This is a genomic window from Allobosea sp. LjRoot237 (assembly GCF_964253285.1).
In the GTDB taxonomy this organism is placed as follows: domain Bacteria; phylum Pseudomonadota; class Alphaproteobacteria; order Rhizobiales; family Beijerinckiaceae; genus Allobosea.
In genome coordinates, this window is record NZ_CAXUQP020000001.1 from 843,534 (window position 1) to 865,149 (window position 21,616).

The following is a 21,616-nucleotide window of genomic DNA, read 5'->3' on the forward strand; positions in this document are numbered from 1 at the left end:
TTCGGCCGAGAATGACGTGCTTATCAGCTGAAGATTCGAAAACGACCCTTGGTCTCGCCCGGCGCCTGCTGTTCCGGACCGGGATCGTCGGGGGCGTGCGGGACCGGGAAGACGACGGGAGCGGGCTTGGGCGCCTGCGGCGCCGGCTTCGTCGTCACCGGCGCGATCTCGACGACAGGCTCGGCCGGGGCAGGGGCTGGCGCGACAGGCGGTTCCGCTTTGGTCTCAGCCTTGGGCTCCGGCTTCGCCTCGGCCTTCGGCTGCTCGATCGTCGCGGGTGGAGCAAGTCCGGCCGCGGCCGGCACCGTCACTGCCTCTGCGATCTCGGCCCTGCCTTCCAGCAATGGCGTCGAGGGCTCGTCGAGATCGGCCAGCACGTCATCGTTGAGATGGGCGCCCTGGCTGCCGAGCGTCGCCGGCGGCACGGTCCAGACGAAGGCATCGAGCCGGCCGGAGATCGGCGAGACCGGCAGCCACTGATCGGAGACGAGGCCATCGGCGACCCAGGCGGCGTCGCGCGGAGCGCGGGTAGCGCGTCCCAACCATTCGCGTACGCGGCCGGTGGCGCCGTGCTCGGCCTCTTCCAGCTCGGCCATCAGCAGGCAGGCGCGGACCGAGGCGCCGCCGGCGAGCAGCGGCTTCAGCGTGGAACGGGCGCGGGCGAAGTCCTGGGCGTGGATGGCGGCGCCGGCGAGCGCCAGCACGCCCTCGGGATCGGCCGGGCGCAATTTGGTCAGCGTCTCCGCCCGCGCGAGGCGATCGCGGGCGCTGTCGCCGGGGCGGACGTCGAGATAGGCGCTGGCGACATCGGGATGCGAGACCTGCTTCCAGGCCGCTTCGAGCAGTCGCGCGGCTTTCTTGATGTCGCCGCGCTCGGACAGCATCCGGCCCGCGAGAGCCGCAGCCGGAGTGAGGCCCGGCGCGAGCTTGACCGCTTCCAGCGCGGCGGCAAGCGCCTTTTCGGGCTCGCGGTCCTTGGCGTCGAGCGCCTCGGCTGCGAGCAGGACGGCGCGCTGGCGCTTGGCTTCACCCTTGTCGGCGAGGCGCAGCGCGGCCCGGCGCTCGACCGCGGTGCGGGCCGCCTGCCAGTCGCCTGCGGCAGTATGGAAGTCGAGCAGGGCGTCATTGGCCCAGGCGAGCGAGGGCGAGCGGCGCACCGCATCGTCGGCAAAGGCGCGGGCGGCGGTCATGTCACCGCGCCTGCGCGCCTCGACGAAGAGGCCGCGCAGACCGAGCACGCGGGTTTCCGGTTTGTCGAGCATCGCCTTGAAGGCGGCCTCGGCCTGGCCGCGATCGCCGGAAAGCTGGGCCGACTGCGCTTCGAGCAGCAATGTCAGCGGCTCGCTGGCTGCGAATTTGCGGGCATCGACGGCATGGCGTCCGGCGGCGATGGGGTCGCCCGCGCCGATCGCGACCATGCCGCGCGAGATCGCCTCGAAGCCGCGGGCCCGGCGCCGTGCCCGCGAGGCGAAGCCGAAGGCGGAGGGCAGGCCGAAGACGAAGCGCATGATCGCCCAGGCGACCAAAGTGAGGAAGGCGAGCACGACGACGCCGATCGCGGCGATCGCGACGCTGGTCTCGATCCGGTAGCCCTGCCAGAGGATCGAGACCTCGCCCGGCCGGTCGGCGAGCCAGACGGCGCCGACGGCGACGAGCGCGATGATGAAGAGATAGACCAGTACGCGAACCATCGGGACCTATCCTTCTCAGCCTGCCGTACCCAGCGCCGCGACCGCATCCTGCGCAATGCGGTTGATCGTCGATTCCGCGATCGCCCGCAGCCTCAACGCCAGGCCGAAAGCTTCGCTGCCGCGCCGTGCCGGCTCGGGCAATTGTGTCCAGAGTTCAGCCGCCTTCACGACCTCGTTCTGGGCGAGCGCCGCTTCCAGCCGGATCGGCAGGGTCGCAGGGTCGTTGGAGCCGGATTCGCCGACCGGGCGGATGGTGACGATGCGGCTCGCCAGCCCGAGCAGCTTGTCTTCCCAGCTGTTCGCGGTCGGCGAAGTCTCGCGCACGAAGAGGGCGTGATGGCTCTTGAACTGCGTCAGCAACTGGTCGCGTGTGGTGGCGCCAGTGCTGGCGACGGCGCTCAATGCCGCGCGCTGCTCGGCCGGAATGTCGCCGAGGGCGGCCAGATCGGGTTGGAAGGGCCGGCCCGAGCCGATCGCGTCGCGGATGCGCTCGGCGAGGACCACGCGCGCGGCGGCCACGGCCTGTTTACTTGGCTGGGCAGCGCTCCTGGCGGCCGCCTCGACGCCAGCGAGGCGCTGGCCCAGCGTCGCGGCTGCGTCGCGGGCGGCGGCGGCCGTGCTGTCGGCGCGGTCGAGCTTCTCGTTCAGCCCGGCGGGGATAGCAGCGCCCGCGACAGGGGCGGCCTTGGCCAGTTCGGCGAGCCGGGCGGCATTAGCCTGCGCCTCGCTGCTCGCCTTGGCGGCGCTCTCGGCCGCTGCCGCGGCCTTGCGGTCGACGGCATCGAGCGCAGCGCGGTTGGGCAAGGCGGCGCTCTGCGCCTGCAAGGTCTCGACGCGCTTGGCGAGCTCGGCCAGTTGCGCGCCGTCATCGGGACCGGAGAGGCGCAGACCCAGCAGCACCAGGCCGGCGCCGATCACGCCGCCGGCGAGGCCGGCGAGCGCGACAGTCGGCAGGCTGTAGCGCCGCTGATGCTCAGGTACCGGCGGTGGCGTGAATTCCTGGGCGAGCGCTTCGGTCGGCAGCACCGCTTCGGCTTGCGTCTCGGCGCGCTCGGCCTCGGCCGTGCTTGTTGCCGAAGCGGTAGCCTCGGCGGGTGGCGTCTCGACGGTTTTGGTGGCCGCAATTTCGATGGTCGGCGGCATCCTGCCGGAGCGGTTGCGGCGCTTGCTTGCCGGGCCCTGGTCGCTGCTCGGCTCTGCCGTCATGCCGCCTTCGTCCACTTTGTCGTTTGCCGCTTCCGGCTCCTTAGCATCGCCGGTCAGCAAAGTGCGAGCGGGAAGCTGGCCGAGCGCGGCGAAGAGCGCGGCTTCCTCGGGATGTTCGGCGACGAGCACGGTATCGGAGCCAGCTGCGATCAGCGGCGCGGCGATCTCGATGGAGAGTGCGAGCTGGGGCAGCGCCTGCGCCTGCTCGGCCAGCCCGGCCTTGCCGGCGAGGTCGAGGAAGATCTGGGCGCTGCGCGGCGAATAGTGCAGGGCGGCATCGGCAGAACCGTCGCGCAGGGCCTCGGCGGCCGGGGCGGGGAGGACGTCGACCGCCTTGGCCTCATAGGCCGTCCAGACCGTCACTTCGTAGCCGGCATCGCGCAATTGCTGCGGCAGGTCCTCATGGCGGTCGCGACCGGCGACGAAGAGCAGCTTCTGGCCTTGCGGCAACTGTTGGAGGATCAGCGTCAGCAATTCGGCGCGTCCGCCCTGCGCGCTGTGCGCGGTGAAGCCGAGCTTGCCCACGGCCTCTGCCGTGCGCGTGCCGACGCAGAAGGCTGGCAGCGTGCCGCGCCAGGTCTTCGGCAGGATTTCCACTGCCGGCACGGCATTGGCGCTGGTCAGCACCAGCGCCTCGAACGGCCCTTTCGGTGGTTTCTCGTTGCTCGGCACGATCTGGAACAGCGGCGCAACCACCGGATCCTTGCCGCGCTCGCGCAAGGTTTGCGCGCTGCGCTCGGCATCCTGCTGAGGTCTGAACACCAGAACGCGCATATCGTCTCCTCGTATAGGCTTCGCTCAGGCCGGGTCGTAGATGCCTGCCGGGGCGCGGGCGCGCAATTCGCGTCCGAGATCGGCTCCCAGTTGCGTGGCCTCCGTGACGGAACCAAGGCGTTCGCCCTCGGCGCTCGCCGTGCCGTCGGGTGAAAGCAGCAGACCCCGCAGATGCAGGCGCTCGCCATGGACGATGGCGTGACCGGCGATCGGCGTGCGGCAGGAGCCGTCGAGCTCGGTCAAGAAGGCGCGCTCGGCGGCGAGGGCATGACCGGTGTCGCGGCAGGTGATGGGCGCAAGTGCAGCGGCGGCCGCAGTGTCGCCGGCACGAATCACCACGGCGATGGCGCCCTGGCCGACCGCCGGCAGACATTCCTCGAGCGAGAGGATACCGCTCGCCTTGTCGGCGAGGCCGAGGCGGCGCAGCCCGGCGAGAGCAAGGAGGGTGGCGTCAATCTCGCCGCTCGCGACCTTTTCCAACCGCCGTCCAACATTGCCGCGCAGCAGCGTGATTTCGAGATCGGGCCGGGCCCGCTTGAGGATCGCCTGGCGCCGGAGCGAAGCCGAGCCGACGACGGCGCCCTGCGGCAGATCGGCGAGGCGCGCGATGCCACGCGCGATCAGCGCGTCGCGGACGTCCTCGCGCGGCAGGTAGCCGGCGATGACGAGGCCATCGGGCAGGGCGGTCGGCAGATCCTTGGCGGAATGGACGGCAAAATCGATGGTGCCGGCGAGCTGTGCGGCGTCGATCTCCTTGGTGAAGAGCCCCTTGCCGCCGGCCTCCGAGAGTGCCCGGTTCTGGATCGCGTCGCCGGTGGTGCGGATCACGTCGAGCGGCAGCTCAGCGCTGTCCCAGCCATGGGCGGCGCCGAGCCGGCGGGCGAGCTCGTGCGCCTGCGCCAGAGCGAGAGGGCTGCCACGCGTGCCGAGGATGAAGCGGCCAGCGAGCCGGCTTTCGCGTGGCGGGGTCGGCATATCGGTCATTCGCTGCGAGGTCTCCGCTTTCGCGCCGCAAGTTCTACGTCTTCTGCCGGCGCTGGCCATTGGCCTTCGCCTTCATGCAGCACTATACGGAGGAAATCCCCGCGCGAAACCGCGCACCCTGGCGGCGCTCCGGCATCCGGGCCGATGCCCGCCCAACGTTACGATGAGCATGCGAGTTCTGGGCATAGAGACGACTTGCGACGAGACGGCCGCCGCGATCGTTTCAGTCGAACGCTCCGGCGAAGCGAAGATCCTGTCGAACGAGATCCTCAGCCAGATCGCGGCGCATGCCGCCTATGGCGGCGTCGTGCCCGAGATCGCGGCGCGCGCCCATGTCGAGGCGATCGACCGGATCGTGATGCGCGCCTTCGAGACCGCCGGCATGAAGCCGTCCGAGATCGACGGCGTCGCCGCCGCGGCGGGTCCGGGCCTGATCGGCGGCGTCATGGTCGGCCTTACTACGGCCAAGGCGATCGCACTGGTGACGGCTAAGCCCTTCATCGCGATCAATCATCTCGAAGGCCATGCGTTGACGGCGCGGCTGACCGACGACATCGCTTTTCCCTATCTGTTGCTGCTGGTCTCGGGCGGGCATACGCAATTGCTCGCCGTCCGCGGCGTCGGCGATTACCTCCGGCTCGGCACCACGATCGACGATGCGGTCGGCGAAGCCTTCGACAAGATCGCCAAGATGCTCGGCCTGCCCTATCCCGGAGGTCCCTCGGTCGAGCGCGAGGCGCGGAGCGGTGATCCCGAGCGCTTCGAATTCCCGCGGCCGATGAGCGGGCGGCCCAATCCCGATTTCTCGCTGTCGGGCCTGAAGACCGCGGTGCGGCTGGTCGCCGAGCGGATCGCGCCCTTGTCGGACCGCGACGTTGCTGATCTCTGCGCTTCCTTCCAGGCCGCGGTCGTCGATGTGCTGGTCGATCGGACGCGGGCTGGCCTGCGCGCCTGCCGCGAGGCCGGAATCAAGCCCTCTTCATTAGTCGTGGCCGGTGGCGTCGCTGCCAACCAGCAGATCCGCAACGGTCTGGTGCGGCTCGCGACCGAGGCCGGACTGCCGATGGTCGCGCCGCCGATGGCGCTTTGCGGCGACAATGGCGCGATGATCGCCTGGGCCGGGCTGGAGCGCCTGCGGCTCGGCCTCGTCGACGATATGAGCGCGCTGGCGCGCCCGCGCTGGCCGCTCGACGAATTGCGGGCCAAGGCGTGATCGGCAAGGCTCGCTACGAGACGATCGGCGTCGCCGGCGCCGGTGCCTTCGGCTCGGCACTGGCGCTCGCCGCGGCGCGAGCTGGGCGGCGCGTCCTGCTCTGGGCCCGCGACGCGGAGACCGTGGCGAGCCTGCGCGACAGGCGCGAGGCGCCACGGCTGCCGGGCGCAAGGCTGCCCGAAGCGATCGAGCCGATTTCGGATATCGCGGCGCTGGGAAGGGCTGAAGCGCTGATCCTGGCCGTGCCGACGCAGGCGCTGCGTGCGGCCTCGACGCTGCTCGCTCCGGCGTTACCCGAGGGGCTGCCAGTGATCTCGGCCGCCAAGGGCATCGAGCAGGGCAGCGGGCGCTTCACCACGCAGATCATCGCCGAGGCAATGCCGCAGGCGGTTCCTGCGGTACTGTCCGGGCCGAGCTTCGCCGCCGACATCGCGCGGGGCCTGCCGACGGCGCTGACGCTCGCCTGCGCCGACGCCGCGCTGGCGAAGGGGTTGGCCGAGGCGCTGAATTCATCCGCGCTGCGCATCTATCACAGCAACGATCCGCGCGGCGTCGAGATCGGCGGGGCGGCCAAGAACGTGCTGGCCATCGCCGCTGGCATTGCGATCGGCCTCGGTCTCGGTGAGAGCGCCCGTGCTGCGCTGGTGGCGCGCGGCTTTTCGGAACTGCGCCGCTTCGGCGAAGCCCATGGCGCCCAAGCCGAGACGCTGATGGGGCTTTCGGGGCTGGGCGACGTCGTGCTCTCCTGCGCCACGGCGCAGTCGCGCAACTTCGCCTATGGCCAGGCGCTGGGGCAGGGCAGATCACCGACCGAAGCCGCCGGCGGCAAGCTTGCGGAGGGCGCCTTCACCGCCTCCATCTTGGTGCAGATGGCGCGAGCGCAGGAGATCGACATGCCGATCGCGGAAGCGGTTGCGAGCGTCATTGCCGGCACGGCCGGCGTGCGCGAGGCGGTCGCCGACTTGCTGGCGCGGCCGGTGCGGGCGGAGAATTGAGCGGAGAGGCTGCATGGCGAATGACTGGTCCGATCTGACGAAGCGCGTCGCGCGCGGCATCGCCGAGGTGCGCAAGACGACTGGGGCCGAGCTGGTGGCCGAGAGTCAGCCGGTGCCGCTCGCCGGGCGCATCGCCGGGCGGGTGATCGAATTGCGCCGTCGCCGCGCCGAGGACACGCACCGTTTCGTGCTGATCCTGCCCTTCGGCGAGGGCGAGACCCGGATCGAGCTCTCGCCACAGGATTATGCCGCGCTGACGCGCGAGATGGTCAGGTTCTGGAACGAGAACGGCGAGGCGGCGTCGCGGCCGCCGGTGCCTTTGAAGGAAGAGGATGAGGGCTGATGGCGCACTGGCTGATCAAATCGGAACCTTCGGTCTTTTCCTGGGACGACCAGGTCAAGGCCGGCGCCAAGGGCACGCACTGGGACGGGGTGAAGAACCACACCGCCAAGCTCAACCTGATGGCGATGAAGACCGGCGACCAGGTCTTCTTCTATCACTCCAATGAGGGGCTCGAGGTCGTCGGCATCGTCGAGGTCATCAAGGAGCACTATCCCTGGACCGAAGCCGGCCCGCCCTGGGTGCTGGTCGACTTCAAGGCGGTGAAGCCCTTGCCGAAGCCGGTCTCGCTCGCCGCGGTCAAGGCCGAGCCGAAGCTCGCCAAGATGGCGCTCGTGACCTCCTTCCGCCTCTCGGTCCAGCCGGTGACCGACGAGGAATGGGCGCTGGTCTGCAAGATGGGTGGGCTCTGAACTTTTCCATCCTCGCCGAAAGTCGCAGCAACCAAAGTGCGAGCCCGCTGCGGCTTGCCGGCTGAGGTTCGCGCCCTATGATGCGGCGAAATTCAAGAAGCCGATGGGATGTCGGGCTGACGCTGTGCGCCAGCCGTCGCTGATCGGCCCCGACGACGGCCCAAGTCTGGGGAGACGCCTGAAATGACCGAGATGATCTACGATGTGCCGGCTTCCTGGGCCAAGAAGGCATGGTTGAACGACGCCAAGTACAAGAAGATGTATGCGGCCTCGATCAAGGACCCGGACAAGTTCTGGGCCGAGCAGGGCAAGCGGATCGACTGGTTCAAGCCCTACAGCAAGGTCCGCAACGTCAGCTACAAGCCGGGCAAGGTCTCGATCAAATGGTTCGAGGATGGCACCACCAACGTCGCCTACAACTGCATCGACCGGCACTTGGCGACTCGCGCCAAGCAGACGGCGATCATCTGGGAAGGTGACGATCCCAGCGAGTCGAAGAAGATCAGCTATGGCCAGCTCTATACCGAGGTCTGCAAGTTCGCGAACGTGCTGAAGGCCAAGGGCGTCAAGAAGGGCGACCGGGTCACGATCTACCTGCCGATGATCCCCGAAGCGGCCTATGCGATGCTGGCCTGCGCCCGCATCGGCGCGATGCATTCGGTGGTGTTCGGCGGCTTCTCGCCGGATTCGCTCGCAAGCCGCATCGAGGACTCCGATTCAAAAATCGTGATCACCGCCGATGAGGGCCTGCGCGGCGGCCGCGCAGTGCCGCTCAAGAAGAACGTCGACGCCGCCGACGACAAGGTGAAGGGCGGCATCGCGACGGTGATCGTGGTGAAGCGCACCGGCGGCAACGTCACCATGAAGGACGGCCGCGACGTCTGGTACCATGACGAGGCCGCCAAGGTCTCTGGCCATTGCCCGCCGGTCGAGGTCAAGGCCGAGGATCCGCTGTTCCTGCTCTACACCTCGGGTTCGACCGGCAAGCCGAAGGGCGTCCTGCACACCACCGGCGGCTACCTCGTCTACACCGCGATGACGCATCAATACGTCTTCGACTACCATGATGGCGACATCTACTGGTGCACCGCCGACGTCGGCTGGGTCACCGGCCACAGCTACATCCTATACGGGCCGCTCGCCAACGGCGCGACGACGCTGATGTTCGAGGGCATCCCGACCTATCCGTCGATTTCGCGCTTCTGGGAGGTCATCGACAAGCACAAGGTCAACATCTTCTACACCGCTCCGACCGCGATCCGCTCGCTGATGGGCGCCGGCGAGGAGCCGGTGAAGAAGACCAGGCGCAAGTCGCTGCGCCTGCTTGGTTCGGTCGGCGAGCCGATCAATCCGGAAGCCTGGGAGTGGTATCACCGCGTCGTCGGCGAGCGCCGCTGCCCGATCGTCGACACCTGGTGGCAGACCGAGACCGGCGGCATCCTGATCTCGCCGCTGCCGGGCGCGACCAAGCTGAAGCCCGGCTCGGCGACGCGACCCTTCTTCGGCATCAAGCCCGAGCTGGTCGATGCTGAGGGCAAGGTGCTGGAGGGCGCGGCCGAGGGCAATCTCGTCATCGCCGAGAGCTGGCCCGGCCAGATGCGCACGGTCTATGGCGACCATAAGCGCTTCGAGGAGACCTATTTCGCGACCTATCCGAACAAGTATTTCACCGGCGACGGCTGCCGGCGCGACGCCGACGGCTATTACTGGATCACCGGCCGCGTTGACGACGTGATCAACGTCTCCGGTCACCGGATGGGCACGGCCGAGGTCGAATCGGCGCTGGTCGCGCATCCCCAGGTCTCGGAGGCTGCGGTCGTCGGCTATCCGCACGACATCAAGGGCCAGGGCATCTACGCCTATGTCACGCTGATGGCGGGCGAGAAGCCCTCGGCCGAGCTGAAGAAGGAGCTGGTCTCCTATGTCCGCAACGAGATCGGTCCGATCGCCTCGCCCGACCTGATCCAGTTCGCGCCCGGCCTGCCCAAGACCCGCTCCGGCAAGATCATGCGCCGCATCCTGCGCAAGATCGCCGAGGACGAGTACGGCGCGCTCGGCGACACCTCGACGCTGGCCGACCCGGCCGTCGTCGACGACCTGATCGCCAACCGCCAGAACAAGCGCAAGGCGGGGTGAGGCTGAAAGGCTGCTTCGACGTCATGCTCGGGCTTGTCCCGAGCATGACGTCTTGAACACCGCTTCTCACCGAGGAAGACGTGGATGGTCGCCACAAGGGCGACCATGACGGAAAGCGCGGTCAGGCGTCCTTCTTGCCGGGCTTGCGCCGCTGTGGCTTGACCTTGCGTCCATACAGCTCCAGCCGGTGCCGGACGATCTCGTAGCCGAGCTTGGCCGCGATCTTGGCCTGCAGCTCCTCGATCTCGGGCGAGGAGAACTCGACGACCTGGCCGGTCTCGACGTCGATCAGATGATCATGGTGCTGCTGGTCGGCGTGCTCGTAGCGCGAGACGCCGTCCTCGAAGGCGTGGCGTTCGATCGCGCCTTGCGTCTCCAGCAGCTTCATCGTGCGGTAGACGGTCGAGAGCGACAGCGTCGGGTCGTGCACGAAGGCGCGCGTGAAGATGCCCTTGGCATCGGGATGGTCGTTGGCTTCGGCCAGGACCCGCAGGATCAGCCGACGCTGCTGCGTCATGCGCAGCCCCGCCTTGCGGAGCTGGAGCTCGAATGCCGCCACGCGCTGGTCGATTCCCTTCATGCGCGAGAGGTAGCAACCCTGAGAGGCATTTGCAAAAATGCCTTGTCGCAATTCGTTTGCAACTGCGTTGACAGATGCAAGTGGTTTGCAATAGCGTGAGGTATTCCCCGTTTCGCTATTGGAGAGACCATGTCGCCGCGCCGCTATTTCCTTGCCCTTGCCGCCGCCACGACACTGGCCTTCGGCCTTGCCGGCTCTGCCTTCGCGCAGGTGACGCCGGGCAAGCCCTTGCGCGTCGTCACCACCTTCACGGTGATCCAGGATATCGCCCAGAACGTCGCCGGCTCGGTGGCGATCGTCGAATCGATCACCAAGCCTGGCGCCGAGATCCACGACTACCAGCCGACGCCGCTCGACGTGGTGAAGGCGCAGTCGGCCGATCTCGTCTTGTGGAACGGCATGAACCTGGAGCGCTGGTTCGAGAGGTTCTTCGACAATGTGAAGAACGTGAAGAGTGCGGTGGTGACCGACGGCATCGCGCCGATGGGCATCAAGGAGGGGCCCTATGAGGGCAAGCCCAACCCGCACGCCTGGATGTCGACGGCGAGCGCGCTGATCTATGTCGAGAACATCCGCAAGGCGTTCGCCGAGGCCGACCCGGCCAATGCTGCGACCTATGCGAAGAATGCCGCCGACTATGCCACGCAGATCAAGGCGATGGACGGTCCTCTGCGCGCCCGGCTCGACAAGGTCCCGGCCGACAAGCGCTGGCTCGTCTCCAGCGAGGGCGCCTTCAGCTATCTCACCCGCGATTATGGCTGGCGCGAAGCTTACCTCTGGCCGATCAATGCCGATGAGCAGGGCACGCCGCAGCAGGTGCGCCGGCTGATCGACCTCGTCCGCAAGAACAAGATCCCGGCGGTGTTCAGCGAGAGCACGATCTCGGACAAGGCCGCCAAACAGGTCGCCCGCGAGACCGGCGCCAAATATGGCGGCGTGCTCTATGTCGACTCGCTCTCGGATGCGCGCGGCGCGGTGCCGACCTATCTCAAGCTGCTGGAGGTCACCGTCGACACGATCGCGAAGGGGTTCGGCCAGTGAACCGGCAGGCCGCCGAGATCCGCGCGGGGCAGGAGCCGACGCCGTCGATCGTGGTCAGCGGCGTCACCGTCCGCTACGCCAATGGCGTGACCGCGGTGAATGACGCGTCCTTCGCGCTCGGCCCCGGTACGATCTGCGCGCTGGTCGGCGTCAACGGCTCCGGCAAGTCGACGATCTTCAAGACGCTGATGGGATTCCTCAAGCCGGCGCAGGGGCTGGTCAGCATCGCCGGCATGGAGGTTCGCGCGGCGCTGAAGCGCGGCCTCGTCGCCTATGTGCCGCAGGCCGAGGAGGTCGACTGGACCTTCCCGGTGCTGGTCGACGACGTCGTGATGATGGGGCGCTACGGCCATATGGGCTTCATGCGCCTGCCCCGGAAAGCCGATCGCGAGGCGGCCGAGCACGCCCTCGAACGCGTCAACATGCTGGAGTTCCGCCGCCGCCAGATCGGCGAGCTCTCCGGCGGCCAGCGCAAGCGCGTCTTCCTGGCCCGCGCCTTGGCGCAGGGCGGGCAGGTGATCCTGCTCGACGAGCCCTTCACCGGCGTCGACGTCAAGACCGAGGACCAGATCGTCGGGCTGATGCGCGAACTGCGGGCGGAAGGGAGGCTGATGCTGGTCTCGACCCATAATCTCGGCTCGATCCCGGATTTCTGCGACCAGGTCGTGATCGTCAACAAGACCGTGCTCGCGGCCGGGCCGACCGAGACGACCTTCACCCAGGACAATCTGCAGCGGGCCTTCGGTGGCGCGCTCCGGCATTTCCGCCTGGAAGGCGCGAGCCTGCACGCCGATGCCGACGACCGCCGCGTCACCGTGATCACCGACGACGAGCGCCCGCTCGTCTTCTACGGCGATCGCGATCATGAGAAGCCTGCCGCCGGCAGGAAGGACGGGCAGCCGTGATCGAACTCCTGCTCGAGCCGTTCGGCTACCAGTACATGGTCAAGGCGATCTGGGTCTCGGCCTTGGTCGGCGGCGTCTGCGCCTTCCTGTCCTGCTACCTCATGCTGAAGGGCTGGTCGCTGATGGGCGACGCGCTTGCGCATGCGATCGTGCCCGGCGTCGCGCTCGCCTATCTCCTGAAGGTGCCCTATGCCGCCGGCGCCTTTTTCTCCGGCCTGCTGGCGGCGCTCGCCATGGCGCTGGTCCGGGTGCGCACGCAATTGCGCGAGGATGCCGTCATCGGCATCGTCTTCACGACGTTCTTCGCCGTCGGCCTGATCATCGTCTCGATCAATCCGACCTCGGTCAACGTCCAGTCGATCGTGCTCGGCAACATCCTCGGCATCTCCGACGAGGACGTGATCCAGGTCGCGACCATCGCTTTTATCTCGCTCGCCATCCTGCTGCTGCGCTGGAAGGATTTGATGCTGGTCTTCTTCGACGAGAACCAGGCACGCGCCGTCGGCCTGTCGCCGACACGGCTGAAGATCCTGTTCTTCGTGCTGCTCTCGGCCTGTACCGTTGCGGCACTGCAGACGGTCGGCGCCTGCCTCGTGATCGCCATGGTGGTGACGCCGGGCGCGACCGCCTATCTGCTGACCGACCGTTTCGGCCGGCTGATCGTGATCGCGGTGACGATGGGCGTCGTGACCTCGGCGGTCGGCGCCTATGCGAGCTATTTTCTCGACGGCTCGACCGGCGGGCTGATCGTCGTCTTCCAGACGGCGCTGTTCCTCATCGCCTTCCTGTTCGCGCCCAAGCATGGCCGCCTCGGCGCGCGACGCGCCGCCAGCGTTGGAGGCGCGGCATGAGCTTGTCTCGCACGGATTGTCCCCTTCCCCCCGCTGGCGGTGGGGAAGGGTTAGGGATGGGGGGCCGGAAAGCCGGAGCTCAGTCCTTCATCGTTTCGCCAAGCAGCACTGCCCCCCACCCCGACCCTCCCCACCGCAAGCGGGGGGAGGGAGAGCGCTTTGCGATGGGAGGCGCGGCATGAACCTGATTCAGGACTGGCTGCTCGCCCCCTTCGCGCATGAGTTCATGCTGCGCGGGCTCGCCATTGCCGTGATGGTCGGTTTCGTCTGCGCCGTCCTGTCCTGCTTTTTGGTGCTGAAGGGCTGGTCGCTGATGGGCGATGCGGTCTCGCATGCGGTGCTGCCCGGCATCGTGCTGGCCCATATCGTCAGCCTGCCGCTGGCGCTCGGCGCCTTTGCCGCGGGCCTGGGCTGCGCCTTCGGCATCGGCTATCTCAAGGAGAACAGCCGGGTGAAGGAGGACACGGTGATGGGCATCGTCTTCTCCGGCATGTTCGCGCTCGGCCTCGTGCTCTTCGTCAAGGTCGACAGCGACCAGCACCTCCTGCACATCCTGTTCGGCAACATGCTCGGCGTGACCTGGGCCGACATCACCGAGACGGCGCTGATCGCCTTGCCGGTCGCCGGCATCATGCTGGCGAAGCGCCGCGATTTCCTGCTGTACGCCTTCGACCCGGCGCATGCCCGGGCAATCGGCCTGTCGGTCAGGGCACTGCATTTCGGCCTGCTCGCCATGCTGGCGCTGACCATCGTCGCCGCGCTGAAGGCGGTCGGCATCATCCTCGTCGTCGCCATGCTTGTCGCGCCGGGGGCGATCGGCTACCTGACGACGCGCCGCTTCGACCTGATGCTGCTGGTCGCGATCGCGGCGGCGGTCACGTCGAGCGTCCTCGGTACGATCCTCAGCTTCCATCTCGACGTCGCGACCGGACCCTGCATCGTCGTGGTGCAGGCGGTCATCTTCCTGGCGGCGCTGGCACGCAGCCTCCTCAGGGCGCGAAGGCTGGTCGCGGTGCGGCCGGCCTGAATCGCACTGCGAAAATCGTCTCCTCCGGAATAAGGCCGATCGCCACTCGTTCTTCCCAAATCCGCCAAGTTGTCCCGCTGCCATGGGGCATGGTCGGTATAGAGGAGACGATGATGAGCGGAACCGACGAAGGACGGCGGAAGCTGCTGCGGCTGGCGCTTTTTGCGCTGCCCATGGCGATCGCCGGCTCAGTGCTGACCGCGACGACTGTACGCGCCGAGGATGATGACGACGATGACGATCGTCGGCGCCGCCGGTGGTATCGCCGCCGCTATTACGATGATGGCTACCGGCGGCGCTGGCGCGATGACGATTATTATCGCTGGCGGAGGCACAGGCGCCGTCGTGACGATGACGACGACGATGATTGATCGCCGCGGCTGAGCGGCCGGCTCATCGCCGGTTCAGGCCGCCTCGGCGGACTCGTTGTCGTCGATCGGCGTGACCTCGACCCATTGGCTGAGGCACTGGCACAGGCTGCCGCTGGTCAGGAAGGCGATATCGGCGGCGTCGCGCCCGGCGGCGATGCGGACCATGCCCTCGATCGGCGCTAGCCTGGTCGGATCGACCAGCCACCAGCGTCCGTCGAGGAAGACCTCGAAGACCGCGTGGAAATCCGGTGGGTTCAGCTCGGCGGCGTAGACGCTGACGGCGCGCGCCGGCAGGTTGAGCGCGCGGCACAGCGCGATGCCGAGATGGCTGAAATCGCGGCAGACGCCGGCGCGGTCGATGAAGGTCTGCTCGGCCGTGGTCTGGGCGTTGCTGACGCCGTGGACATAATCGACATGCTCCTGCAGCCAGTCGACGACGGCGAGCACCTTGGCGCCGCCGGCTTCGATGTCGCTGAATTCGCGCTGGGCGAAGCGCATCAGGCTGTCGGAGGGGCAGAAGCGGCTCGGCAATAGATAAGGCAGGACCTTGGCCGGGAGTTCGGCCCAGGCATGCTGGTGCGCGCCGGCCTGCAGGAAGGGGCGCGCGCCATTGTCGATCACGCCCTGATACTGGATCGAGACCTGCCCTGAGAGCACCGCGCGGAAGCGGCGCATGCCCGTGGCGGAATCCTCGTCGCGGATCAGCTCGGCCGCCTGATCGACGAGCAGGCGGTCCGAGAGGATGGTCTGGTCGGGAGACCGCGCCGGTTCGATCGCGACGATCACCGGCGTTTCATGGTCGAAGCGATAGACGAGAGTGGCGACGACCTTCAGCTGCACAACCTGCTCCTTGCACGACCGCGTCAGAGGCGCGTGCGTCGACCTGACGGGGAGCAGGATGTTCCGCTGTTTCCGCGACAGCCGTGCGAAGGTTTCGCGCCCGTCGTCAGCGTTTCGTGAGGAACGCCATGAAGGCGGCCTGCGCCTCGGCCGACTGCAGTCGCTCGCCGAAATGGCGCGCCTCGGTCGCGATCGTTTCGGCCACGGCGGCGGCGCTGCCGCGCTTGAGCAGCGATTTGGTCAGCGCGACCGATTGCGGCGGCAGAGCCGCCAGCGCCTTGGCTTTTTCCACTGCCAACGCGAGGGCGCCACCCTCGTCGGCGACGCCGTTGATCAGCCCGGCCTCCTGCGCCAGCTCGGGGCCGAAGGCCTCGCCCAGCATCAGCAGTTCGGCGGCGCGCTTGCTGCCGGCGACCAGAGGCAGGAGATAGCTCGACCCGCCTTCGGGGCAGAGGCCGAGCGTGACGAAGGGCAGGCGAAAGCTCGCGCCGCGCCCGGCGAAGGCGAGATCGCAATGCAGCAGCATGGTGGTGCCGATGCCGACGGCGAAACCTTCGACCGCGGCGACGATCGGCTTCTTCGCGGTCGAGATCGCGGTCAGGAAGTCGATGGCGATCTCGGCGCCGACGCCGGTCGCGGCCGCCACGGCGAAATCCTTGATGTCGTTGCCGCTGGTGAAGCAGCCGCCCGCGCCGGTGAGGACGACGGCGCGCACCGAGGCGTCGGCGTCGGCGGCGGCGAGCGCATCGATCAGCCCCTGATAGGTGACGCGGTCGAGCGCGTTGCGCCGGTCGGGGCGGTTCATGGTGATCTGCCTGATGCCCTCGGCCGGGGTCTCGCTCAGAACCGTCTGCGTCATGCCAGCCTTCTCATCTCGATGCCGCCAAAAGCGGGCGGCAGACGATGGGCGAGGCAAGCTGGCCGGTCAAGGAAGGGGCGGGGGCAACGGTGGTCTGGCTTGACAGCATCCCTCGCGCTCGGCTCCTTGCGGCGCGCAGTCCAAATGGAGGTAGGCATGCAGACCGTCACCCTCACCCGCCAAGGCCAGGTGGCGATCGCGACGCTGCACAACCCGCCGGTCAACGCCTTGAGCGCCGCACTGCGCGCCGACCTGTTGCAGGCACTGGCGCTGGCGCTGGCCGACAGCGACGTGGTTGCGCTGGTCATTGCGGCCCAAGGCAAAGCCTTCATCGCCGGCGCAGACATCAGCGAGTTCGGCAAGCCGCCGGCGCCGCCGATCCTGCCTGATCTGCTGGCTGCAATCGAGAACGCGGCCAAGCCGGTCGTCGCGGCGATCCAGGGCGTGGCGCTCGGCGGCGGGCTCGAGGTTGCGCTCGCCTGTCATGCCAGGGTCGCGACGCCTGCAGCGAAGCTCGGCCTGCCCGAGATCAAGCTCGGCCTGATCCCCGGCGCCGGCGGCACGCAGCGCCTGCCGCGCCTGATCGGCGCGACCAAGGCCTTCCCGATGATGCTCTCGGGCGAGCCGATCGCCGCGCAGAAGGCGCTGGCGCTCGGGCTGGCCGACAAGCTCGTCGAGAGCGATGCCGTCGGAGCAGCGGTCGCGCTGGCGCAGGAGTTGGCGGGCAAGGGCGCGCCGTCGAAGACCGGCGAGCGCGCCGACAAGCTGACGGCGGGCGATCGCGAGGCTTTCGAGGCGCTGGCGAAGGATGCGCTGGCGAAATCCGGCGACATGCCGAACGCGATGGCGCTGATCGAGGCGGTGCGCGGCGCTTTCACGCTGGCGCCGGCGGAGGCCCATGCGAACGAACGCGCGCTGTTCGTGAAGCTCGTCGCAGACGATCGCTCCAAGGCGCTGCGCTATGCCTTCTTCGCCGAGCGCGAGGCGGCCAAGGTGCCGGGCCTCGACGAGAGCGCGAAGCCGAGGCCGATCGCGCGGGCCGCAGTGATCGGTGCCGGGACGATGGGCGGCGGCATCGCGATGTGCTTCGCCAATGCCGGCATCCCGGTGACGCTGATCGAGACGACGCAGGAGCTGGTCGACAAGGGGCTGGAGCGAGTGCGGGGAACCTATGGGTTCTCGGTGAAGCGCGGCTCGCTGAGCGAGGCCGCGCGCGACGAGCGTATGGCGCTGATCACGCCGCATGTCGGCCTCGACGGCGCTGCGGATGCCGACATCGTCATTGAGGCGGCCTTCGAGGAGATGGGCGTCAAGCAGGAGATTTTCGGGACGCTCGACAAAATCGCCAAGCCGGGCGCGATCCTCGCCAGCAACACCTCCTATCTCGACCTCGCCGAGATCGCCGCCGTGACCAGCAGGCCAGCCGATGTGCTCGGGCTGCACTTCTTCAGCCCGGCCAACGTGATGAAGCTGCTCGAGATCGTGCGGCCGGCCGGGACGGCGGCCGATGTCGTCGCCACCGCGCTCTGGCTCGGGCGCAAGCTCGGCAAGGTGCCGGTGGTGGTCGGCAACTGCTTCGGCTTCGTCGGCAACCGCATGTTGGCACAGCGCACCCGCGCCGCCGAGCGGCTGCTGATCGCCGGCGCCCTGCCGCATGAGGTCGATGCGGCGCTGACCGGGTTCGGCTTCAAGATGGGCCCCTTCGCGATGTCCGACCTCGCCGGCAACGATATCGGCTGGCGCACGCGCAAATCGCTGGGCAAGACGGCCGCCGTGGCGGACGCGCTCTGCGAAGCCGGGCGCTTCGGCCAGAAGACCGGCAAGGGCTATTATCTCTATCCGGAGGGCGCCCGTACCGGAGAGCGCGACCCCGAGGTCGAGGCGCTGATCGCGCGGATCTCGCAGGAAAAGGGCGTGACGCGGCGCAGCTTCACCGCGGACGAGATCGTGGCGCGGCTGATGGACCCGATGGTCAACGAGGGCGCGCGCATCCTCGAGGAAGGCATCGCGGCGCGGCCGGGCGACATCGATATCGTCTGGCTCAACGGCTATAACTGGCCGGCCTGGCGCGGCGGGCCGATGCATTGGGCCGATTCCGTCGGTCTCGACGTCATCGCCAGGCGGCTCCAGGCCCAGGCGGCGGAGAGCGGCGACGCCTCACTCGAACCGGCGCCGCTGCTGCGCCGCCTCGCGGCCGAGGGCAGGGGATTCTCCAGCGTGAAGGCTGCGGCCGCCTGAAGGCGGCCCGGCATGAGCCAACAGTTCGAATGGCGGCCGCAGCCGCAATGCCAGACAGGATGTGAAGCGCCATGACCGAAGCCGTGATCGTCTCGACTGCCCGCACGCCGATCGGCAAGGCGCATCGCGGCGCCTTCAACCAGGTCCGGGGCGCCGACATGGCCGCTCATGCGATCAGGCACGCCATGGCCCGGGCAAGCCTTGAGCCTGAAGGCGTCGAGGAGGTGGTGCTGGGCTGCGGCTATCCCGAGGCCGCGACCGGCGGCAATGTCGCCCGCCATGGCGCGCTGGTCGCCGGCATACCGGTGCAATCGGCCGGCGTCACCGTCAGCCGCTTCTGCGCCTCGGGGCTGGAGGCGATCGCGCATGCGGCACGGCGGGTGGTGATGGATGGCGTGCCGGTGGCGATCGGCGGCGGCGTCGAGTCGATCTCGCTGGTCGGGCCGGTGGTGCGGCGCGACCTGACCGAGAACGACTGGCTGAAGGCCAACAAGCCGACCATCTACACGACGATGATCGAGACCGCCGACATCGTTGCCGAGCGCTACGGCATCTCGCGGCAGGCGCAGGACGAATTCTCGGTCGAGAGCCAGCGCCGCACCGCCGCCGCCCAGCAGCGCCAGCTCTTCGACGACGAGATCGTGCCGATGAGCGCGGTGATGGCGGTGACCGACAAGGCGACCGGCGAGATCCGCCAGGAAGCGGTGACGCTCTTCAAGGACGAGGGCAACCGCCCCGACACGACGCTGGAAGGCCTGCTCAAGCTCAAGCCGGTGCGCGGCGAGGACAAGTTCGTCACCGCCGGCAATGCCAGCCAGCTTTCTGACGGCGCCGCGGCCAGCGTGGTGATGTCGGCAGAGGAGGCCAGGCGCCGCGGCCTTGAACCGCTCGGGATCTTCCGCGGCTTTGCCTCGGCCGGCTGCGAGCCCGACGAGATGGGCATCGGGCCGGTCTTCGCCGTGCCGCGCCTGCTCGAGCGCAACGGCCTCACGGTCTCCGACATCGATCTGTGGGAGCTCAACGAGGCCTTCGCCTCGCAGTCGCTCTATTGCCGCGACAGGCTCGGCATCGATCCCGACAAGGTCAACGTCAATGGCGGCGCGATCGCGATCGGCCACCCCTTCGGCATGAGCGGCGCGCGCCTCGTCGGCCATGCGCTGCTGGAAGGCCGCCGCCGCAAGGCGCGCTATGCCGTCGTCACCATGTGCGTCGCCGGCGGCATGGGCTGCGCCGGACTGTTCGAAATCAACCGCTGATCAGCCCTCGGCTGCGAAGCCGAGCGGGATCGCCGTGGTCGCCTTCAGCTCCTCCATGGCGAACATGGAGGTGACGTCGCTGAGCTCGATGCGGGCGATCAGCTTCTTGTAGAGCGCGTCATAGGCGGTGATATCCGAGACATAGGCCTTGAGCAGATAGTCGATGTCGCCGCTCATCCGATAGAAATCGACGATCTCGGGTAAATCGTGCACGGCGGCGTGGAAGCGTTCCAGCCATTCCATCGTATGGCGCGCCGTCTTCACCGCGATGAAGACGGTGACACCGGCCTTCAGCTTGCCACGATCGAGCAGCGCGACCCGCCGCCTGATGTAGCCTTCCGCCTCGAGCTTCTGGATGCGCCGCCAGCATGGCGTCGGCGACAATCCGACGGCTTCGGCGATCTCGGCCAGCGGCTTGCTCGCATCCTCTTGCAGCAAGGCGAGGATGCGCAGATCGAAGGCGTCGAGTTTGACCACGGTGGTCGATCTCCTCGGAACGGAATATCATTCGTAACCGGTCATCGGAAATCTGTTTCTCACAATGCGATGAAGATTGGTATCAGTTTTCAAGATTGGCTCGTTTCGAGCTGAGGATCGCAAACCATTGCCTCCACGCCCGGCCTATCATTCTCCCGTTATCGGACGTGATCGGAGATGAGGGACATGCAGGGCTTTCTCGGCGAGGAGCGGCGCGGCGCGGTCCTCAATGCGTTGCGGACGCATGAGGGGACCTGCTCGCGCGACTATCTCGCCGCGGCGCGTAGCGTCCTCAATGAGCTCGTCGCGGTCCCCGACCTGATCCAGCGCCTGCCGCTGCTACGCAAGCCGGGCGGCTACACCCGCAACCTGCTCGCCGGCAATGACGCCGTCAGCGTCTGGGCGATCGTCTGGGGCGAGGGCGCCACTACCTGTATCCACGATCATCACTGCTCGTGCTGCTTCGGCGTCGTCTTGGGCACGGTCACGGAAACCTGGTATCGCGCCATCGATGCGAACCGCGCCGTGCCGACCGAGGAGCAGGAGCGCCGGGCTGCTTACGTCGCCTGCATGCTGCCATCAGGCCCGAACATTCACCGCATGCAGAACCGTGGCGTCGGTGATGCGATCTCGATCCACATCTACGGCTACGATCATCAGCTCCACGATTCCTCGGTCGAGACCGAATACACCGCCGTCGCGGGCTGAGGCGCGCAGCGGCTAATCCAGCCAGCTGGTGAAGCCCTCGACCGGCTCGCGCTCCGGCACGAGCCGGTTGGCCGGCGCATCCGGATCAGCCTTGCCGAACGCGATGCCGCAGACCACGACCTCGTTCTCGGGGATGGCGAGCTCGCGCCTGACGACCCCGTGGAAGCGAGCGAAGATCGCCTGCGGGCAGGATCGAGGCCGTGGCCCTGCGCAGCGACCAGCATGGTCTGGACGAAGGCGCCGAGATCGAGCCAGGAGCCGATCTCGAGATCGCGGTCGACGGTCAGCATCAGCGCGACCGGCGCGCCGAAGAAGCGCAGATTCGCCTCGGTCTGGCGGCGCATGCCGGCATGGTCGCCCTTGGCGACGCCGAGCAGGCCGTAGAGATCCCAGCCGACCTTGCGGCGGCGCGAGAGATAGGGCTCGCGCAAGGTCGCCGGATAGTAGCGGTATTCCTCCTCGCGCGGGGAGGGATCGTCGAGCGCGGCGACCAGCGCCTTCTCCAGCCGAGTGCGCGATCGAGGGCCGAGCACGCGCAGACGCCAGGGCTGCATGTTGGTGCCGCTCGGCGCCTGCGCCGCCAGTTCGATCAAGCGGCGCACCAGTTCGGGCTCGACCGGATCGGGCAGGAAGGCGCGCACGGCGCGGCGGCCGGTGATGGCGCGCTCGATCGGGGCCGCGTCATACATGGTCGTTCTCCGGCCGCTTGCG

Annotated in this window: 21 protein-coding genes; 13 read left to right on the plus strand and 8 right to left on the minus strand. The window is 68.1% G+C overall.

Going from position 1 to position 21,616, the window contains the following annotated elements:
- Positions 1–23: 23 nt before the first annotated feature.
- From ACSQ24_RS03985 to hemC, 3 genes are read right to left on the minus strand one after another with little or no spacing between them, the layout of a single operon-like run.
- Positions 24–1,691 (minus strand): heme biosynthesis protein HemY, encoded by a 1,668-nt coding sequence (locus ACSQ24_RS03985; RefSeq protein ID WP_436093430.1) that lies wholly within the window; start codon positions 1,689–1,691, stop codon positions 24–26.
- Positions 1,692–1,706: 15 nt separating this feature from the next.
- Positions 1,707–3,671, minus strand: a complete 1,965-nt coding sequence (locus ACSQ24_RS03990; protein WP_436093431.1) for a uroporphyrinogen-III synthase — start codon at positions 3,669–3,671, stop codon at positions 1,707–1,709.
- Between the two features lie 24 nt (positions 3,672–3,695).
- Positions 3,696–4,655, minus strand: a complete 960-nt coding sequence (gene hemC / locus ACSQ24_RS03995; RefSeq protein WP_436093432.1) for a hydroxymethylbilane synthase — start codon at positions 4,653–4,655, stop codon at positions 3,696–3,698.
- A gap of 169 nt (positions 4,656–4,824) precedes the next feature.
- On the opposite strand from hemC, the gene tsaD reads away from it, so the two are divergent.
- From tsaD to acs, 5 genes are all read left to right on the plus strand, one after another.
- Positions 4,825–5,868, plus strand: coding sequence for a tRNA (adenosine(37)-N6)-threonylcarbamoyltransferase complex transferase subunit TsaD (gene tsaD / locus ACSQ24_RS04000; RefSeq protein ID WP_436097818.1), 1,044 nt, complete (start codon positions 4,825–4,827; stop codon positions 5,866–5,868).
- Positions 5,868–6,863, plus strand: a complete 996-nt coding sequence (locus ACSQ24_RS04005) for an NAD(P)H-dependent glycerol-3-phosphate dehydrogenase (RefSeq protein ID WP_436097819.1) — start codon at positions 5,868–5,870, stop codon at positions 6,861–6,863. Before tsaD ends, ACSQ24_RS04005 begins: the two co-directional genes overlap by 1 nt.
- Positions 6,864–6,876: 13 nt before the next feature.
- Positions 6,877–7,206: a hypothetical protein gene (locus tag ACSQ24_RS04010; RefSeq protein ID WP_436093433.1), complete on the plus strand. Its 330-nt coding sequence runs from the start codon at positions 6,877–6,879 to the stop codon at positions 7,204–7,206.
- Positions 7,206–7,616: an EVE domain-containing protein gene (locus tag ACSQ24_RS04015; RefSeq protein WP_436093434.1), complete on the plus strand. Its 411-nt coding sequence runs from the start codon at positions 7,206–7,208 to the stop codon at positions 7,614–7,616. Before ACSQ24_RS04010 ends, ACSQ24_RS04015 begins: the two co-directional genes overlap by 1 nt.
- Before the next feature lie 183 nt (positions 7,617–7,799).
- On the plus strand, positions 7,800–9,752 hold the full coding sequence (acs, locus tag ACSQ24_RS04020) for an acetate--CoA ligase (RefSeq protein ID WP_436093435.1): 1,953 nt from the start codon (positions 7,800–7,802) through the stop codon (positions 9,750–9,752).
- A gap of 121 nt (positions 9,753–9,873) precedes the next feature.
- On the opposite strand, the gene ACSQ24_RS04025 is transcribed toward acs, so the two are convergent.
- Positions 9,874–10,332 (minus strand): Fur family transcriptional regulator, encoded by a 459-nt coding sequence (locus tag ACSQ24_RS04025; RefSeq protein WP_436093436.1) that lies wholly within the window; start codon positions 10,330–10,332, stop codon positions 9,874–9,876.
- A gap of 129 nt (positions 10,333–10,461) precedes the next feature.
- On the opposite strand from ACSQ24_RS04025, the gene ACSQ24_RS04030 reads away from it, so the two are divergent.
- From ACSQ24_RS04030 to ACSQ24_RS04050, 5 genes are all read left to right on the plus strand, one after another.
- Positions 10,462–11,373 (plus strand): metal ABC transporter substrate-binding protein, encoded by a 912-nt coding sequence (locus ACSQ24_RS04030; protein WP_436093437.1) that lies wholly within the window; start codon positions 10,462–10,464, stop codon positions 11,371–11,373.
- Positions 11,370–12,278 carry a manganese/iron ABC transporter ATP-binding protein gene (locus tag ACSQ24_RS04035; RefSeq protein WP_436093438.1) on the plus strand — a complete coding sequence of 303 codons (909 nt, stop codon included), beginning with the start codon at positions 11,370–11,372 and terminating at the stop codon, positions 12,276–12,278. Before ACSQ24_RS04030 ends, ACSQ24_RS04035 begins: the two co-directional genes overlap by 4 nt.
- Positions 12,275–13,129: a metal ABC transporter permease gene (locus ACSQ24_RS04040; protein ID WP_436093439.1), complete on the plus strand. Its 855-nt coding sequence runs from the start codon at positions 12,275–12,277 to the stop codon at positions 13,127–13,129. Before ACSQ24_RS04035 ends, ACSQ24_RS04040 begins: the two co-directional genes overlap by 4 nt.
- Before the next feature lie 178 nt (positions 13,130–13,307).
- Positions 13,308–14,156, plus strand: a complete 849-nt coding sequence (locus ACSQ24_RS04045; protein WP_436093440.1) for a metal ABC transporter permease — start codon at positions 13,308–13,310, stop codon at positions 14,154–14,156.
- A gap of 113 nt (positions 14,157–14,269) precedes the next feature.
- A complete protein-coding gene (locus tag ACSQ24_RS04050; protein ID WP_436093441.1) occupies positions 14,270–14,527 on the plus strand; it encodes a hypothetical protein in 258 nt (85 codons plus the stop codon).
- Positions 14,528–14,560: 33 nt separating this feature from the next.
- On the opposite strand, the gene ACSQ24_RS04055 is transcribed toward ACSQ24_RS04050, so the two are convergent.
- Together ACSQ24_RS04055 and ACSQ24_RS04060 are read right to left on the minus strand one after the other, a co-directional pair.
- The gene (locus tag ACSQ24_RS04055) at positions 14,561–15,367 is read right to left on the minus strand and encodes a transglutaminase-like domain-containing protein (protein WP_436093442.1); all 807 of its coding nucleotides are present in this window, start codon (positions 15,365–15,367) and stop codon (positions 14,561–14,563) included.
- A gap of 106 nt (positions 15,368–15,473) precedes the next feature.
- Positions 15,474–16,226 (minus strand): enoyl-CoA hydratase-related protein, encoded by a 753-nt coding sequence (locus tag ACSQ24_RS04060; RefSeq protein ID WP_436093443.1) that lies wholly within the window; start codon positions 16,224–16,226, stop codon positions 15,474–15,476.
- Between the two features lie 156 nt (positions 16,227–16,382).
- Between ACSQ24_RS04060 and ACSQ24_RS04065 the strand changes: the two genes are divergently transcribed.
- Both ACSQ24_RS04065 and ACSQ24_RS04070 read left to right on the plus strand, forming a co-directional pair.
- Positions 16,383–18,464, plus strand: a complete 2,082-nt coding sequence (locus tag ACSQ24_RS04065) for a 3-hydroxyacyl-CoA dehydrogenase NAD-binding domain-containing protein (protein ID WP_436093444.1) — start codon at positions 16,383–16,385, stop codon at positions 18,462–18,464.
- 71 nt (positions 18,465–18,535) lie between these two features.
- Positions 18,536–19,720, plus strand: coding sequence for an acetyl-CoA C-acyltransferase (locus tag ACSQ24_RS04070; RefSeq protein ID WP_436093445.1), 1,185 nt, complete (start codon positions 18,536–18,538; stop codon positions 19,718–19,720).
- Here ACSQ24_RS04070 and ACSQ24_RS04075 read toward each other — a convergent pair whose 3' ends face one another.
- A complete protein-coding gene (locus tag ACSQ24_RS04075) occupies positions 19,721–20,197 on the minus strand; it encodes an Lrp/AsnC family transcriptional regulator (RefSeq protein ID WP_436093446.1) in 477 nt (158 codons plus the stop codon). It abuts the gene before it with no gap.
- A 186-nt stretch (positions 20,198–20,383) separates the two neighbouring features.
- Between ACSQ24_RS04075 and ACSQ24_RS04080 the strand changes: the two genes are divergently transcribed.
- On the plus strand, positions 20,384–20,905 hold the full coding sequence (locus ACSQ24_RS04080; RefSeq protein ID WP_436093447.1) for a cysteine dioxygenase: 522 nt from the start codon (positions 20,384–20,386) through the stop codon (positions 20,903–20,905).
- On the opposite strand, the gene ACSQ24_RS04085 is transcribed toward ACSQ24_RS04080, so the two are convergent.
- Complete coding sequence (locus tag ACSQ24_RS04085) at positions 20,854–21,594, minus strand: nitroreductase family protein (RefSeq protein WP_436093448.1); 741 nt, start codon at positions 21,592–21,594, stop codon at positions 20,854–20,856. The two genes, ACSQ24_RS04080 and ACSQ24_RS04085, sit on opposite strands and share 52 nt — an antisense overlap.
- Positions 21,595–21,616 lie beyond the last annotated feature (22 nt).